The sequence below is a fragment of the Sphingobacterium kitahiroshimense genome (genome assembly GCF_025961315.1).
GTDB classification, from domain to species: Bacteria; Bacteroidota; Bacteroidia; order Sphingobacteriales; family Sphingobacteriaceae; genus Sphingobacterium; species Sphingobacterium anhuiense.
In genome coordinates this window covers 3,268,514-3,283,173 of the sequence record NZ_JAOQNK010000001.1, presented here as the reverse complement: position 1 = coordinate 3,283,173, position 14,660 = coordinate 3,268,514, and the positions used below count along the sequence as shown (strand labels likewise).

General features: G+C 33.1%; 12 protein-coding genes and 1 riboswitch. Of the genes, 3 read left to right on the top strand and 9 right to left on the bottom strand.

What is annotated here, in order from left to right:
* The first annotated feature begins 173 nt into the window (after positions 1-173).
* Together M2265_RS14575 and M2265_RS14570 are read left to right on the top strand one after the other, a co-directional pair.
* Positions 174-545: a hypothetical protein gene (locus M2265_RS14575; RefSeq protein WP_021192382.1), complete on the top strand. Its 372-nt coding sequence runs from the start codon at positions 174-176 to the stop codon at positions 543-545.
* Between the two features lie 346 nt (positions 546-891).
* Entirely contained in the window at positions 892-1,368 is a 477-nt protein-coding gene (locus M2265_RS14570) for a hypothetical protein (RefSeq protein WP_264599356.1), read from the top strand.
* A 249-nt stretch (positions 1,369-1,617) separates the two neighbouring features.
* Here the strand turns inward: M2265_RS14570 and M2265_RS14565 are convergent, their stop codons facing one another.
* The 5 genes from M2265_RS14565 to M2265_RS14545 form a co-directional block, all read right to left on the bottom strand.
* A complete protein-coding gene (locus tag M2265_RS14565; protein WP_021192384.1) occupies positions 1,618-2,145 on the bottom strand; it encodes a DUF4833 domain-containing protein in 528 nt (175 codons plus the stop codon).
* 142 nt (positions 2,146-2,287) lie between these two features.
* Positions 2,288-4,600 (bottom strand): 5-methyltetrahydropteroyltriglutamate--homocysteine S-methyltransferase, encoded by a 2,313-nt coding sequence (metE, locus tag M2265_RS14560; protein ID WP_132771560.1) that lies wholly within the window; start codon positions 4,598-4,600, stop codon positions 2,288-2,290.
* A 155-nt stretch (positions 4,601-4,755) separates the two neighbouring features.
* Positions 4,756-4,860, bottom strand: a riboswitch (SAM riboswitch).
* Between the two features lie 75 nt (positions 4,861-4,935).
* The gene (locus M2265_RS14555; RefSeq protein WP_243655457.1) at positions 4,936-5,739 is read right to left on the bottom strand and encodes a phosphatase PAP2 family protein; all 804 of its coding nucleotides are present in this window, start codon (positions 5,737-5,739) and stop codon (positions 4,936-4,938) included.
* A gap of 26 nt (positions 5,740-5,765) precedes the next feature.
* A complete protein-coding gene (locus tag M2265_RS14550; RefSeq protein ID WP_021192386.1) occupies positions 5,766-6,455 on the bottom strand; it encodes a response regulator transcription factor in 690 nt (229 codons plus the stop codon).
* 59 nt (positions 6,456-6,514) lie between these two features.
* Positions 6,515-8,347, bottom strand: a complete 1,833-nt coding sequence (locus M2265_RS14545; protein ID WP_132771559.1) for a sensor histidine kinase — start codon at positions 8,345-8,347, stop codon at positions 6,515-6,517.
* Between the two features lie 123 nt (positions 8,348-8,470).
* Between M2265_RS14545 and M2265_RS14540 the strand changes: the two genes are divergently transcribed.
* Positions 8,471-8,962, top strand: a complete 492-nt coding sequence (locus tag M2265_RS14540) for a hypothetical protein (protein WP_132771558.1) — start codon at positions 8,471-8,473, stop codon at positions 8,960-8,962.
* A 428-nt stretch (positions 8,963-9,390) separates the two neighbouring features.
* Here M2265_RS14540 and M2265_RS14535 read toward each other — a convergent pair whose 3' ends face one another.
* From M2265_RS14535 to M2265_RS14520, 4 genes are all read right to left on the bottom strand, one after another.
* Complete coding sequence (locus M2265_RS14535) at positions 9,391-10,026, bottom strand: TetR/AcrR family transcriptional regulator (RefSeq protein WP_132771557.1); 636 nt, start codon at positions 10,024-10,026, stop codon at positions 9,391-9,393.
* A 98-nt stretch (positions 10,027-10,124) separates the two neighbouring features.
* Complete coding sequence (locus tag M2265_RS14530; RefSeq protein WP_132771556.1) at positions 10,125-11,405, bottom strand: aminotransferase class I/II-fold pyridoxal phosphate-dependent enzyme; 1,281 nt, start codon at positions 11,403-11,405, stop codon at positions 10,125-10,127.
* Between the two features lie 1,016 nt (positions 11,406-12,421).
* Complete coding sequence (gene pyk, locus M2265_RS14525; RefSeq protein WP_132771555.1) at positions 12,422-13,849, bottom strand: pyruvate kinase; 1,428 nt, start codon at positions 13,847-13,849, stop codon at positions 12,422-12,424.
* 132 nt (positions 13,850-13,981) lie between these two features.
* Positions 13,982-14,476 (bottom strand): IPExxxVDY family protein, encoded by a 495-nt coding sequence (locus M2265_RS14520; RefSeq protein WP_132771554.1) that lies wholly within the window; start codon positions 14,474-14,476, stop codon positions 13,982-13,984.
* Between the last annotated feature and the right edge of the window lie 184 nt (positions 14,477-14,660).

Below are 14,660 nucleotides of genomic sequence, written 5' to 3'. Positions count from 1 at the left end.
CTTTGCTTTTAAATGTTTGTAAAATTGTTTAACTTCAATAAATGCATCCTTTCGAATTATGCTTAGGAAACAGAAACAAAAGTGAAAAGTAATTGAGATTTTAATCGGTTAATAAACGTTTGTAATCGACTATAACCGTTTGTAAGCGTTTGTTGTCGTTTATTTTATGATTTATGGAAGAAGAAATTAATTTAAAAAAATGTCTAGATTGTAAAAAGTCAATAAGGGGACGCTCTGATAAAAGATTTTGTGATGATGCCTGTCGCAATAGTTATAACTATAAACAGAATAGTGATCAAACGAACTTGATCAGAAAGATCAATCATACATTGCGTAAGAACAGGCGTATTCTACAAGAAGTTCTGGGAGATGAAGGGATACTCAAGATAAGCAAGGAAAAGATGTTGCTGCAAGGCTTTGATTTAAAATATCATACTCATAATTTCATCAATGCTAAAGGACAGACCTACTATTTTATTTATGAGTATGGCTATTTGGTTCTGGAAAATAATTTGCTGTTGATCGTGAAACGTATACCTAAATAGTTTTTGATAAATTTATTTTGAAATTTCAATTTTGTTTTAAATATTTGCAAAATCAATTAGGTATTCACAATTAATAATAGAAGAATATGTTTGCTATATTAAATAACCCTACTTCAATCCAAAAGAAGGATCTTGGGTATATTCTTCAGAATACTTTTTTCTCGTAGTTACTCCTCTTTTGACTTTATTTTGGTCTCGACAATGTTCGAGCAATTAATGATTTCTTTGGTATTTCGTGAGTCGAGGTATTTAAGATAATCTTTTATTTAATTATTGATCCTTAAATAGACATCGCTTATTTAAGGATCTTTTGAGAATTGATGCAATATATTTTATGAATAAATATGTGTTACAGGCATTGGATAGTTATCCATATTACCTAGAAAATACGTTAGAATCTTTGTCATACGCCTTGTCTTATGATGATTCAAATACGATGGCACTATGTCTGATGGGGAGACTTCATGCGGAACAGTTGTTTGATTTTGAACAAGCAAAGAAATATTTTCAAGAAGCGTTAGTACATAATTTATATGCTTTGGAAATTTATCAACCTTATATACAAACCTTGATTGATACCAATGCATATGAAGAGGCAGAAAAAACAATTGAGTTTGCTTTAACAATACCCGGAGTTTCATCTTCTTTATTTTTATTAAAAAGGGTACTTATATTGGAAAAACTTAAAAAATTTAAAAAAGCCTTAAAAGTATTAAATTTGGTTAGATTGGAAAATTTAGATAGTGAGATGTTGTCCACGATCAAAGACGTTGAAGATCGAATAAAAGGAAAACGGAAAATAGGACGTAAAAGCAAAAAATAACTAATTGACAGTTTATTCTTTCTAATTGAGGATAAACTCAATAGATTGTTTCTGAGATGAGATGAATAACACGTATATCCTTCCCCTGAATTAAAGAAGGGTATACGTTTAAATATTATGATGCAACAACGTCAAATAAACGCCTCATTTTCTTTTTCAATCAAATGATGTAAACTAATTAAATAAAAAATCTAATGCATTAAAGAGTTGAATATGACAGTAGGCAATGGGATTGGCGCCTAATGTCAACTATGGTATCAATTTCTCTCGTACTTTGGTACCCCTGTGGTCTGTGCCGTAAAATATGAGATATTCAACTTGCGTCCCTAAGCCTGAAGTTCCCTCTTTTTGTTTGATGAAAATACGATGGAGATTAAATTTGTGACCATTTAATGTGGTTTCCACATAAGGCTTTCCTGCTTTATCCATCTTGAGATATAAGGGTTGATTTTTGTAAGACACAATCTCAAACTCAAATGTATTATTGCCTAGTTCTTTTGTTATAATACCGTAGGCAAATTTTTGTTGGATACCAGTTAAAGGTTTAATTTCTCCTCCTTTATCATATAAAATCCGATAGTTATTGATAGGATTCTTGTTATTGAAATGCTGTTTATCACTCATATTTGCTTCATAAACATAGGTGTTATGACCTTCGCTATGTTGTATATAAAAAAGAGTGTTTGATTTGAATGGTGGAGTGGGATAGCCCTCTTGTGCAAAGGTATAGATTGATACAAAAAACAGAAAGTATAAAAGACAAGTGAAAGTTTTCATGATATACACTTTTTTGATTAGGGTAAATTTAAACTTTCTATATTAAAGTATTAAATAGAAACTATTATTTTTTTACAAAAAAAAGATCCTGAAGTGATTTAACTTCAGGATCTTTTATATTTATAATTCTAAAAATCTAAACTTATTCAGCTCGCAAGATTTTAGCAGCTTCAACCATAGCTTCTAAGGCAGCTTTAGTCTCTGGCCAAGCACGTGTTTTTAAACCACAGTCAGGATTTACCCAAAGTTGTTCAGCTGGAACTACCGCTTTTGCTTTACGTAATAATTCAACCATCTCTTCTGTACTCGGAACACGAGGAGAGTGAATGTCATATACACCTGGTCCAATATCGTTTGGATATTTAAAATCTGCAGCAAATGCATCTAATAATTCCATTTGCGAACGTGAAGTCTCGATAGTAATTACATCAGCATCCATTGCAGCAATATCTTCAATGATATCGTTGAACTCAGAGTAACACATATGGGTGTGAATCTGTGTATCGTCATCTACATTCGAAGATGAAACTCGGAATGAACGTACAGCCCAATCTAAATATTGTTGGTGATCAGCTTTACGTAATGGCAGACCTTCACGAATTGCAGGTTCATCGATTTGGATAATTTTAATACCTGCTTTTTCTAAAGCTTGTACTTCATCTAAAATCGCTAATGCAATTTGGTAAGTTGTTGTAGAGCGTGGTTGATCGTTACGTACGAATGACCATTGTAAGATCGTAACCGGCCCCGTTAACATTCCTTTTACTGGACGGTTTGTCAGGGTTTGAGCGTATGAAGACCAACGTACGGTCATATCAGCAGGACGGTAAACATCACCATAAATAACTGGAGGTTTTACACAACGTGAACCATATGACTGAACCCATCCGTTTTTAGTGAAGGCATAACCTGCTAATTGCTCTCCGAAGTACTCAACCATGTCATTACGTTCGAATTCACCATGAACTAATACATCGATATCCAATTGCTCCTGAAGACGGATTGTTCTTTCTGTCTCTTCTGCGATTTCTTTATCGTATTGTTCTTGAGAAATTGCGCCTTTTTTCAAATCAGCTCTCCATTTACGAACATCTTTAGTTTGTGGGAATGAACCAATTGTCGTTGTTGGAAATGCTGGAAGATTAAATTTCGCTTGTTGTGCTTCTTTACGAGCTAAGAAAGTAGATGTACGTTTAGCATCATCATCAGTGATATTTGCTGTACGTTCTTTAACTTCAGGCTTGTGGATTAACGAAGATGTACGACGGTCTTCCGCAGCAGCCTTATTGGCTTCGAAACGCTCAGCGGTTTTTGCATCTACTTCGCCTTCAGCTAAGATCGCTAAATCTTTTACCTCTGCTAATTTTTGCTTAGCAAATGCCAACCAATTTTTAACTTCTTTAGGCAATGACTCTTCATTATCTTCATTGTCTAAATCGAAAGGTACGTGTAATAATGAACTCGAAGGTCCTACTAATACACGGTCTTTGCCTAAAGCATCAACAGCTTTTTTGATTTGTGCTAAAGATTTTACGTAATCATTTTTCCAAATGTTGCGACCTTCAACTACACCCAAAGAAAGTGTTAATGAAGCCGGAACTTTGGCTAATATAGTGTCGAGTTGGTTTTCACCTCTTACTAAATCAACATGAACTGCGTAAACTGGTAAGTTTAGAGCTGTTTCTTCGTTGTCACGTAAAGCCTCGAAATAAGTCGTTACAATAATTTTGATGTCTTTAGCAGCAGCAGCTAATTTAGTAAATACACGAGTGTATAGAGCACGTGTTGCATCATCAATATCTAAAGCTAAAAATGGCTCATCAATTTGTACATATTTTGCACCAGCGGTAGCCAATTTAGTTAAGATTTCTTCATATACAGGAACCAACTTATCGATTAAATCGATACGGTTGAAACCAGATTCTTTTTCTTTACCTAATAATAAGTATGAGATCGGGCCAATTAACACAGGCTTCGTTTCAATACCTAAAGATTTTGCTTCATTATATTCATTTAAGAATTTCTCTGAAGTCAATTTGAATTCTTGATTTTTCACGAATTCAGGTACGATGTAATGGTAGTTGGTATCAAACCATTTTGTCATTTCCATTGCCGTTACGTCAACGCCATCTTGCTGGAAACCACGCGCCATTGCAAAGTAAAGGTCCAAATTGTATCCTTTATCTTCGTTATTTAAAAGTGATTGATATTGTGCAGGGATTGCACCTACAGTTAATGTCAAGTCTAAAACTTGGTCATAAAATGAAAAATCATTGGAAGGAATCAAATCGATGCCAGCATCTTTTTGAGTTTTCCAGTTGCCTTCACGGATTTTCAGTCCAGCCTGCAATAATTCTTGCGCGCTGATTTTTTTAGCCCAATATGCTTCATTGGCCTTTTTCAACTCGCGGAAGGCACCTACACGTGGGTAACCTAAGTTGTTCGTTAGTAACATAAATATAAAATTATTTTATTTGTTCAACCTTAACGAAGCAAGAAATTAGAAGGATTTTTTTATTCGAAATAAAAAACGATCAAAAATTCTTGAATCTATTTACTAAATTTTTTGATTGCTTTTAGAGAGGAGGGCACAAGATATATTTTGTGTCTAGCTTATCATTCCCACTTTTTGATGGGGTAGAATGTAGCACCTTGTCAATCGACAGGTTGCTAAGGCTTCATTGGGTCTATTCCCTCTGCCTTTCTCTATAAGCGCTGTAAATATCGGAATTAGTTTTATAAAAACAAATATTTTGTAACTTTTATATAAAAATGATAATAAACCAAGGTTTAAAATTGGAAATTAGCAGACAAACCAATTTGTTTTCCATTGTAAAATGGTATTGCCATCGTTAGGTAACTTGTTTTTTTTGATTGCAAGTGTTTATCAAATAATGGTAAGAGCCAGTATGCAATTTTTGTTCCCATAATACCAATACCAGCTCCCATGGCGACGTCAGAAAACCAATGTTTATGATTATACATTCTCAGGTAACCTGTTCCCGCCGCAATTGTATAGCCTGCAATACCATACCAAATGGATTGATCTTTATATTCTTGCCATAGAATTTCTGCACCGGTAAAAGGTACAGCAGTATGTCCTGAAGGAAAAGATTCTTGATCTGCGCGATCGGGTCTCCAAGTAGGTGTCGTTTTTTTTATGGTATATACTGCTGATAAGGTGATTGCATGGGCAATCGAACTTACCACTAAGCGTTGTTTTAAATTGTGCTTACTTGGTATTCCGAGTAAGTCAAGCCCAAAGACCGCTGCAGAAGGAATGAAAACACTAACATTATCAAGTTTAAAGGTTTTGGACGGATCATTATTAATTGAATTGTTTATTTGTTGATCCTTATGTTTGAGGTATGGGCTATTTAATGAGATTACTCCGTAAGTCATTAAAGCCGCAGGAACTATTAATTGCTTATAATTTATTGGCTTAGCATTGGTTTCAAAATCTTGATTATCATTTTGTAAAGTATCTTTTTGCGCATAAAGCGATGTAGAAGAGCAAAAGATTGAAAGGATTAAAAAAAATGGAATCGATAGTTTCATTGTTGCAAGATAAACAAAAAGAGATGTTTTTAACATCTCTTTATTATTCTAGTAATTGTGTATTAGCTAACCAATAATTTATAGCCTTTTCCATGTACATTGACAATTTCAACTTTGGGATCATCTCGTAGGTATTTTCTCAATTTGCTTAAGAAAACGTCCATACTCCGGCCTGTAAAGTAATTGTCATCATGCCAAATTTTTAAAAGGGCTTCTTCTCGAGTCAGTACATCATTCTTTTTTAGACAAAGTAGACGTAATAATTCCGCTTCTTTCGTTGATAGTTTTTGTTGCACACCTTTATGCGCAATTTGTTGACTTGTATAATCGAAGAAGTACTCTCCAATCTCAAATTTATCGCTTACAACCTGATCATCTTTCTCTCTTACAACACGCTTAAGCAATGCATTTATGCGAAGGAGTAATTCTTCCACTCGAAATGGTTTTGTGATATAATCATCGCCACCAAGTTCAAATGCTTCTGTTTTATCTTCCATCATACCTTTTGCAGTAGCAAATATGATGGGGGTTGTTGTATTTATTTTCCTGATTTCTCGGCCTACTGTAAAGCCATCTTTCTTGGGCATCATGACGTCTAAAATGCAAAGATCATAACTGCTCTTGCGAAATTGATTGACAGCTTCTTCACCATCTGTACATAAGGTGACATCAAATTTCCCTTTAAGCTCTAAATAATCTTTTAATAAATCTCCTAAGTTTGGATCGTCTTCTGCTAATAGTATCTTCTGCATATTCTTATGGTTTTGTTCGAATATTGATGATAATATACGAAATTAATATCGTTTTAAATTTAATTTTTTATGGGTAATAGAATGTCAAACTGCGTTCCCTTATCTTTATCGCTTTTTACTTGAATTTTACCATTCATTCTTTTAATAATATCATAAACATATGATAGTCCCAATCCAAAACCTTTTACGTTGTGGACATTTCCTGTAGGAATGCGATAAAATTGATCAAATATTTTTAATAAATGATCTTTTGCCATTCCAATCCCATTATCAATAATTGTAATTTGAATACTTTCTTTTGTATTTTTGGTTTTCACAATTATGTGTGGATTATCTTTACTGTATTTTATAGCATTATCTACCAAGTTGAAAAATACATTTGACAAATGAAGTTCATCTCCTACTACAATATCATTTTGTGCATCAAAGTGATGTTCAAATTTGCCACCTACTTTTTGTATTTGAAGTTGCATGCTGTCTAATACTGCTGAAAGCAGATCATTAATGTGAATAGGTGTTTTTTCTAACTTTAATGTTTCTTTTTCCAGACGGGCAATATCTAATACTCGTTCGATATGGTTACCTAATCTCACATTTTCATCATATATAATATTTGCAAGACGCTTTACTCTACGCTCATCAGATATGATCTCTGGATCTCGCAAGGATTCACTAGCTATCATAATTGTAGCAACAGGTGTTTTAAATTCGTGCGTCATATTGTTGATAAAATCAGTTTTCATCTCTGAAACTTTTTTCTGTTTGAATATGATTAATAGGGTATATGCAAAACAGCCAATTAATAGGAAAAGCAAAGCTATTGTAGGGAGCAATAGATAACTCATATTATCAACAATGATAGTACTTTTTCTAGGAAAATAAACGCTTAATCTTCCTGGAGGAGAACCAATATCTCCTTTAAATAGAGCTGTTGAATAACGAGTTATTTTATTTGGTTTAATAATATTATCGATGGTTTGTACACTGAAAACGATATTACTGCTATCGCGAACTTCAATATTAAAAGGATAATTGATATCTCTTTCTGCAAGTTCCTCTTTTAATAAGTTTTGAATGAGATTAATATTTAAGCGCTCTCTAAATGGGCGTTTGGATAGCTCCATTCCAATAGCAACATCTTCAATAAGACCGCTTCTTTTCCCGCCAATAGCTGCGATAGTATCAAATACATTTTTACCAGTTCCAATCAAATTCTGACCGCTCATATTTTCCAACTTATTTTCAAGATCTACTATTTTCTTAGCAATCTGTTTATTGAATCTTGGAGGTAAAGTCGCAATTTTATACTCAATTGCTTGCTTTAAGATAGGATCTATTGTTGGTATAACGAATCTTGCACTATCATCTTTTGCATTTTCTTTTGGTAGAAATTTGGTTGCTCCAATTTCTACATATTCTTTTATGACATGATCAGGACTGTTGTATTTGATGACGTCAATGCTTAATACATTTTCTTTACTTTTTCTATTGATGTAAGTCTCATAAAATGAATTTTCAATAGATACAACACTAGGAAATGTTTCTTTTAGTTGATCTTCAGCTTCTTTAAATTTTTCTTTTATGGCATATTGATCAGCTCTTAAGTTTTCCAGATCTCTTTGCATTTTCAATTGTTCAGCAAGATGCCTTTGCTTCTCCTGCTCAAATTGATATTTTTTGATATTGGTTTGCTGTTGCACTTTTGCAAAATCAATTACCTCCCGACGTTCTATTTTACCTGCGACTGCCGTTAAGGAAGCATTGACCGATTCGTCAAACAATTGTGATTTTTGACGATAGGATTCTCTGATAAAATAAAATTGCATAGCTGCCACTCCCAGTAATGCTAGGGTCATCAAGCTAATAATTAAAACTATGCTACTTTTCTTCATTTGTTACAAATATAGGGATGCTTTATTTGATTTAATTGCTTTTAACAATGTTTAACAAGCTTAATGTTTCATTATGAAGGATTAAGCTTTATTTTAGATAAATATTTTATAAAAATACTCGATATGAAAAAGATATTAAGTTTAGTTTGTTTCTGTATTTCATTTTTTGCAACACATGCATATAGTGTATCCAGAGATACATCAAGTGCTAAGTTTGGTACAGAGGGTAATAAATACGGATCGAAAAATTTTGATTTAAAATTGGAGCCCAATTCGGATGAACGTTTTAATGTAGTAAAATCGAATAGTCTGCCAATAGATAGGGAGGGTGCAGATTTGAATATGAGAGGAAGTCGCTACAAGTCTAATACTCCGGTGTTAAAGATTCCGACAGATCCAAATGTTCATTATCATATGCAACACAAAAAAACTGACATTGACGATGCAGCTCCGATACCAAATTCTTTTAAGAATGCTATCCCTTTAGGAGACAGTGGCAATTCTAAACTTGAGAATAAGCCTGTTCAACCTTTATATAAATTAGAGTTTTTACCCGATAGCCTGATGCATCGTCATGACTCTCCACTCAAACGTAATGGATATAAAGCTAAATGAAGATAATTAAACCATATTTTATGGGTGTTGCTTAAATTTTGACGGAGCTTTATTTTACTTGGTTTTTAGTTAAAAATATAGGTTCATACAAGGCAATGGGCAAATAACAACAATTAATTAGTCGCTAATTGCTATATATTGGCTATTGCCTAGATTTTGAAGTAAAGGAATTTCAGTAAATCTTGAGAATCAGCATCTAAAATTTAATAGTGCTCAGTAATTGTACTTATCATATTTTGCTGTACAAGAGGTTTATTTATTATACAACCTTTTAAATGCTATTGTTCTTTGCAAGCCATAATATTTATCATCGTTATGGTGGCAAATTGAATCCTAAGTTTTACGATATTCCTTATTAGATGTAAAAACTGTGTTTTAATTAACATTTAGAAAATAAAAATAGGTCAATTACAACTAAGCTATTGACGTTACTTTACCCCGTAAGTCTGTTTTAAAATGAATTTAACAGCATCTTTAATTCGATTTATTCCTTCTTCTGTTGTTAAGTTTATCTCACAAAAGGTACTATCTGTTGTTTTTGTATGCAACACAAGATAATATATACCAGCTACTAGTAAACTAGAGACGGCTCTAAGATCAACATCTTTTCCAGCGAGTTCTTTATCCGAATATGGGAAAAATAGGGCACTCATCTTCTCTCTAGTCTGCGTAACATGGGACATAATATCAGATTTTTCACTGATTTGCCAAAGTACTACTTTTTGCATTTCTTCATTCAATGTGAATTGATCAATTTGCTCCAGTAATAAGTTTTCAAGGAAAAGGCGAGAGCTAGTACCTGAGGCTTTTGCAAGTGTTTCCTCAGCAGCAATGGTTGCTTCTACCCAGTAGTCCTTACCTTTTATATATGTTTCGATAAGATTATCAACACTTCCAAAGTATACTGAGATTAATTTTCTGTCTACTCCAGCAGTACTGGCAATATTCGCGATTGAAAGTCCTGTATATCCTTTTTTTTCCAAAACTGCACCCACTGCTTGGATAAGTTTGGTCATCGTTCTACTTTTATCGTTCTTTTCTCCTTGATACGTTTTTCTGGCCATTGAAGTAATATATTTAGTTAGACACTGCCGTAATATATTTAGTTAAACTTTAGGATCAAAGTTAATTAAATATATTGCTTTCTTTCAATTAGATGCTTTTATCTTGTCTTAGTAAGATCAATTTTTTTGCCAATATGTTCAAAAGCATTTAAAACATGGTCTAAATGCTCCTTGCTATGTGTAGCCATTAAGCTGGTTCTGATGCGTGCATCTTTTTTAGAAACACCAGGATAAACAATGCAATTTGCATATACACCGGCCTCTAGTAGCATTCGTGCTACTTGCGCAGTTTTGTGTGGATCCCCAATCTTCACAGGAATTATTGGAGACTGTGTTCTGCCTATATTTAAGTTCAGTGAAAGAAGTCCGTTTTTAAAATAAGCAATATTTTCTGCTAATTTGGTTCTCCATTGTGGTTCTTCATCAATGAGTGCGATCGCTTTAATTAAGCCATTGGCGGCGGGTGATGATGTTGAAGAAAATACTTGTTGCCTAGCTTGATAGCGTAAATAATTTATAATTTCTGGAGTTGACACAATAAAACCGCCAATATGTCCAAATGCTTTGCTTAAAGTGCCAGAAATGATGTGAACTTTATTTAATAAATTATAAACTTCAATGCATCCTCGTCCTTTTTCACCTATTACACCGATGCCATGTGCATCATCTACCATTAAATAAGCACCATATTTTTCACAGAGATCATATATTTCATCCATTTTCGCAAGATCTCCATTTTGTGAGTAAACACCATCAATGATGACCAGTTTTGTCCTGAATTTTTTTTGAGCATCAACCAAAGCTCTTTCCAAATGAATCATACTATTATGAGGAAAACGTTTTGTGTTTGTGCTATTTAAACCTTCGTAAACACTAGCGTGTACTTCCATATCAACAATAGCACAATCTTCTTCTTTTAGTAATGATTGTAGCGTTGCTGTATTTGCTGTATATCCTGTTGTATAGACAATTGAGGAGCCTGTTGGTCTATTGAAAAAATCAGATAGTTTATCTTCAAGTTGAACATGATATTCATGATGGCCTCCAATAAGAGGAGATGCACCTGCCCCTGTTCCATATTTCATTATACCTTCAATTGCTGCTTGCTTCACTTTCGGATGCTGGGTGAAATTTAGGTAGTCATTTGAGACTAAACTGATACATTCCTTTGAATTTTTCATGAAGGAGGTTTTCACTTGAACGACTGGTCCACACCCTTTGGTAACGAACCGAAAATTCATATGATCATTTTCGCTCATGTAATCAGTAAATTCCTGAAAAGCAGTAGCTGATTGGACCATGTCATGGTTTGGAATATTTTCAAATTCCTTAAAGCTAGCCTTTGTAAAATCAATGTTGTGGTTAAGAGTTGGTAGCATTTTTTTCTATATTATTTAATTGGCTGTAAATATTATGAAATATAATGATTTATTTTTTAAAATTCCTTGCCTTGGTATTTTTTATTATAAATTTTATCTAATGATTTTGAGCATTTATTTTGTACTTGTTTTGGCATTCTAATTTATACCTAACTGTAGGTTAGGTATAAATTAGAAAATGGTGGATTTATAGATGATTTAGATTTTCTTTTGGCTCATTCTAGAGTTAAATAATACTTGGTGGCCAATCCGGAATGAAGAAGGTTGTTTAATTGCCAAAATTATCAATAAGTGTCTAGTTCAAGTAGGTGTCCATCATTCCCGATATCAACCCTGTTTTCATTAATTTCGATTTGCTGGGTAAGAACATAGCTACCTTGATAGGCATCATTTAAGGTTAAAAAAACCTACTGGAATAATAGTATTGTTAAAAAGGTACCTCTAAATCTTTACCGATTTTCATAGCTTAAAGCTGAACTTTACTTTATTTTTAAAATCCTTGACAGTAATCTCACTTGTTGTTGTGGTCCATCAACAAGCTCCTTTTCAGCGGTAGTTGAAAAGGTTGCTATTAATTTGGGTATGCTGTATTTGGGTAAGGTTGCTTAGTAGGTTTCGCCATCTTTTAATGGTGTTAGTTCTTTTATCAATGACGGATTGTTTGAGACGCGAAAGTAAAATGTGCTAATTTCTATATTCTCTTCAGGGGTATGCTCTTTGTCCTGCTGTGTAACATCTTTACTACTCTAATAAAAAATAATATGTACAAGAATAAACGATTGCGAAGGTACATATTTACTAATTTAGGAATATGGTAGAGACAATTTAGCTAATTGATTCTGTAGTAAATATCGGCTTAAATCAGGTTATTTTTTTTTATTAAATGCTTTAAATGTTTTGTATATGGGAACTATGTCATTTTTAACAATAACTTCTAAATATATATTGCAACAAAAAAAGCGCTCTCCAATTTATTCTTGGAAAAGCGCTTTTCTATTTTTTTAATATTATGCTGATTACAATTGGGAAACACGAATTGTGTTCGTTTTTCCTTTTTCGATTAACGGTGTCGATGCAGTGTTAATCACAATCGAACCCGGAGCGATATAGTTATTCTTAACAATAAATTTATTGACATCATGAATAGAACCGTCTGTACTGTCAAATTTGTCATAAATAAAGGTTTTAACACCCCATAATAAACTTAATTGACGTAACAATTTTTTAGTTCCTGTAAAAACCATGATATCAGCGTTCGGTCTGTAACTTGCGATTTCAAATGCAGTAGCACCAGAAGATGTTAAAACAGCAATTGCGGCAGCATCTGTTTTCTTTGCTAAATATACCGAAGACGCACAAATTGCATCTGGAATTTTAGTTCCATCGCTAATCTCACTAACTTTCTCATTATAATATGGATATGATGTTTGTTCCACGTGGATAATGATTTTACTCATTGTTTCGATAACGATTTCAGGAAATTCACCTACAGATGTTTCTCCGCTTAACATCACTGCATCAGCTCCATCAATAACCGAGTTAGCAACATCATTAACTTCCGCACGTGTAGCACGTGGAGTTGTGATCATACTTTCTAACATTTGAGTTGCAATGATAACCGGTTTTGATAAATCACGACATTTTTGAACGATGATTTTTTGTAAACCTGGTACTTCTTCCATTGGCATTTCAACACCTAGATCACCACGTGCAACCATAATTGCATCAGTTGCTTCGATGATAGCATCAATATTTTCGATAGCCTCGGGTTTTTCGATTTTTGCGATTACTTGTGCGTGGCTTCCTTTTTCAGCAATGATTTTTTTACATTGGTAAATATCTTCTGCTGAACGTACAAATGACATTGCAATCCAATCTGCACCATGGTCAAGTGCAAAATTTAAATTATCTAGATCTTCTTCTGTTAAAGAAGGAATTGAAACTTTTGTGTTTGGTAAATTAACACCTTTACGAGAAGTTAATACACCTCCATGTACAACCTCACAAGTAACAGTATCTTTATAGTTGGTGTTTAAAACACGCAATTGCAATTTGCCATCATCTAATAAGATGATTTCATTAGCAGCAACATCATTTGGGAAATTTTCATAAGTGATGTAAATTCTCTCTTCATCACCGATTAATTCATGTGTAGTAATTTCAACTTGTGAGCCATTTACTAATATAGCGCCACCTTCTTTCATTTTTCCGATACGGATCTTAGGACCTTGTAGATCGGCTAAAATAGCGACATTAAAATTAGTTTCTTCATTGATCGCATTGATGGTTTCAATTACTTTCAAATGATCTTCTTGACTACCGTGTGAAAAGTTTAAACGACATACGTCTACACCTTTAGCAATCATATTTGTTAGCACTTGTTTATCAGCAGATGCAGGACCTAGTGTTGCAACAATTTTAGTCCTTTTTTGAACTTTTTCCATTCTAATTTTTTTATTACTATGTATTTTTATTTTTATATAACTTCATTTTTTTTGTGAAATTATAAAACTCGTTTTACTAACGAGGATAATTTAGATTTAAGGGGTGTATCTTGTACACTATTAAATAGTTTGCTAAAATATCAGATTTTCTTTGGATTTCAATATTTTTGGTGATATTTCTTTTACAAACACGACTTCGGGTATTTTGTTTATATTTTTTACTATACGATCCAGGTCATCATCATCAATATAATTTTTGATTATTATAAAATAATCGAAATTAGGATGCTCAGGTATTAATAAATTACCTTCGATACTTTTATTGTTAATTAAATAATATTCTGTTTGAAATTTGGTATTTATATACCAGAAGGTAGTAAAGTGCTGCTTCGATTTTTTAGCATTGTCAAAAACAATATGATACTCTAATTCTTCAGAAGTTTTTTGCTTTAACTTTTGATTATGGTCAAATTTATCTTCTTTTCCTCTGACAAAATTTAGGAGCGTTAGCTTATTAATAAAATGGCAGAGACGGTAATCTTTTAAAGGAGATGAAATGGCAATAAGGACGAAGTCTAATTCGGCATCAAATTCTAGGTCCCATTTTAGTATCGTTTTGTTATTCAAAGTGAAAATTTAAGCTTGTGTTCTTGACGAAAATACAAAAAAATGATGCAAATGCTGTGAATTTAATGTAAAATTTCAATTAATTGCCTCTATGTTTGTACATATTAGGAATTATTGTTATACTTGAATACGGTTAGTTTATAGCGAGTTAAGGGTGTAGCTGTACCGGGTTGGGAAATAATTT

Coding starts and splice junctions, on each gene's coding strand:
- M2265_RS14575 (WP_021192382.1), top strand. CDS start 174: ATGGAAGAAGAAATTAATTTAAAAAAATGTCTAGATTGTAAAAAGTCA.
- M2265_RS14565 (WP_021192384.1), bottom strand. CDS start 2,145: ATGAAAACTTTCACTTGTCTTTTATACTTTCTGTTTTTTGTATCAATC.
- metE (WP_132771560.1), bottom strand. CDS start 4,600: ATGTTACTAACGAACAACTTAGGTTACCCACGTGTAGGTGCCTTCCGC.
- M2265_RS14555 (WP_243655457.1), bottom strand. CDS start 5,739: ATGTTAAAAACATCTCTTTTTGTTTATCTTGCAACAATGAAACTATCG.
- M2265_RS14550 (WP_021192386.1), bottom strand. CDS start 6,455: ATGCAGAAGATACTATTAGCAGAAGACGATCCAAACTTAGGAGATTTA.
- M2265_RS14545 (WP_132771559.1), bottom strand. CDS start 8,347: ATGAAGAAAAGTAGCATAGTTTTAATTATTAGCTTGATGACCCTAGCA.
- M2265_RS14540 (WP_132771558.1), top strand. CDS start 8,471: ATGAAAAAGATATTAAGTTTAGTTTGTTTCTGTATTTCATTTTTTGCA.
- M2265_RS14535 (WP_132771557.1), bottom strand. CDS start 10,026: ATGGCCAGAAAAACGTATCAAGGAGAAAAGAACGATAAAAGTAGAACG.
- M2265_RS14530 (WP_132771556.1), bottom strand. CDS start 11,405: ATGCTACCAACTCTTAACCACAACATTGATTTTACAAAGGCTAGCTTT.
- pyk (WP_132771555.1), bottom strand. CDS start 13,849: ATGGAAAAAGTTCAAAAAAGGACTAAAATTGTTGCAACACTAGGTCCT.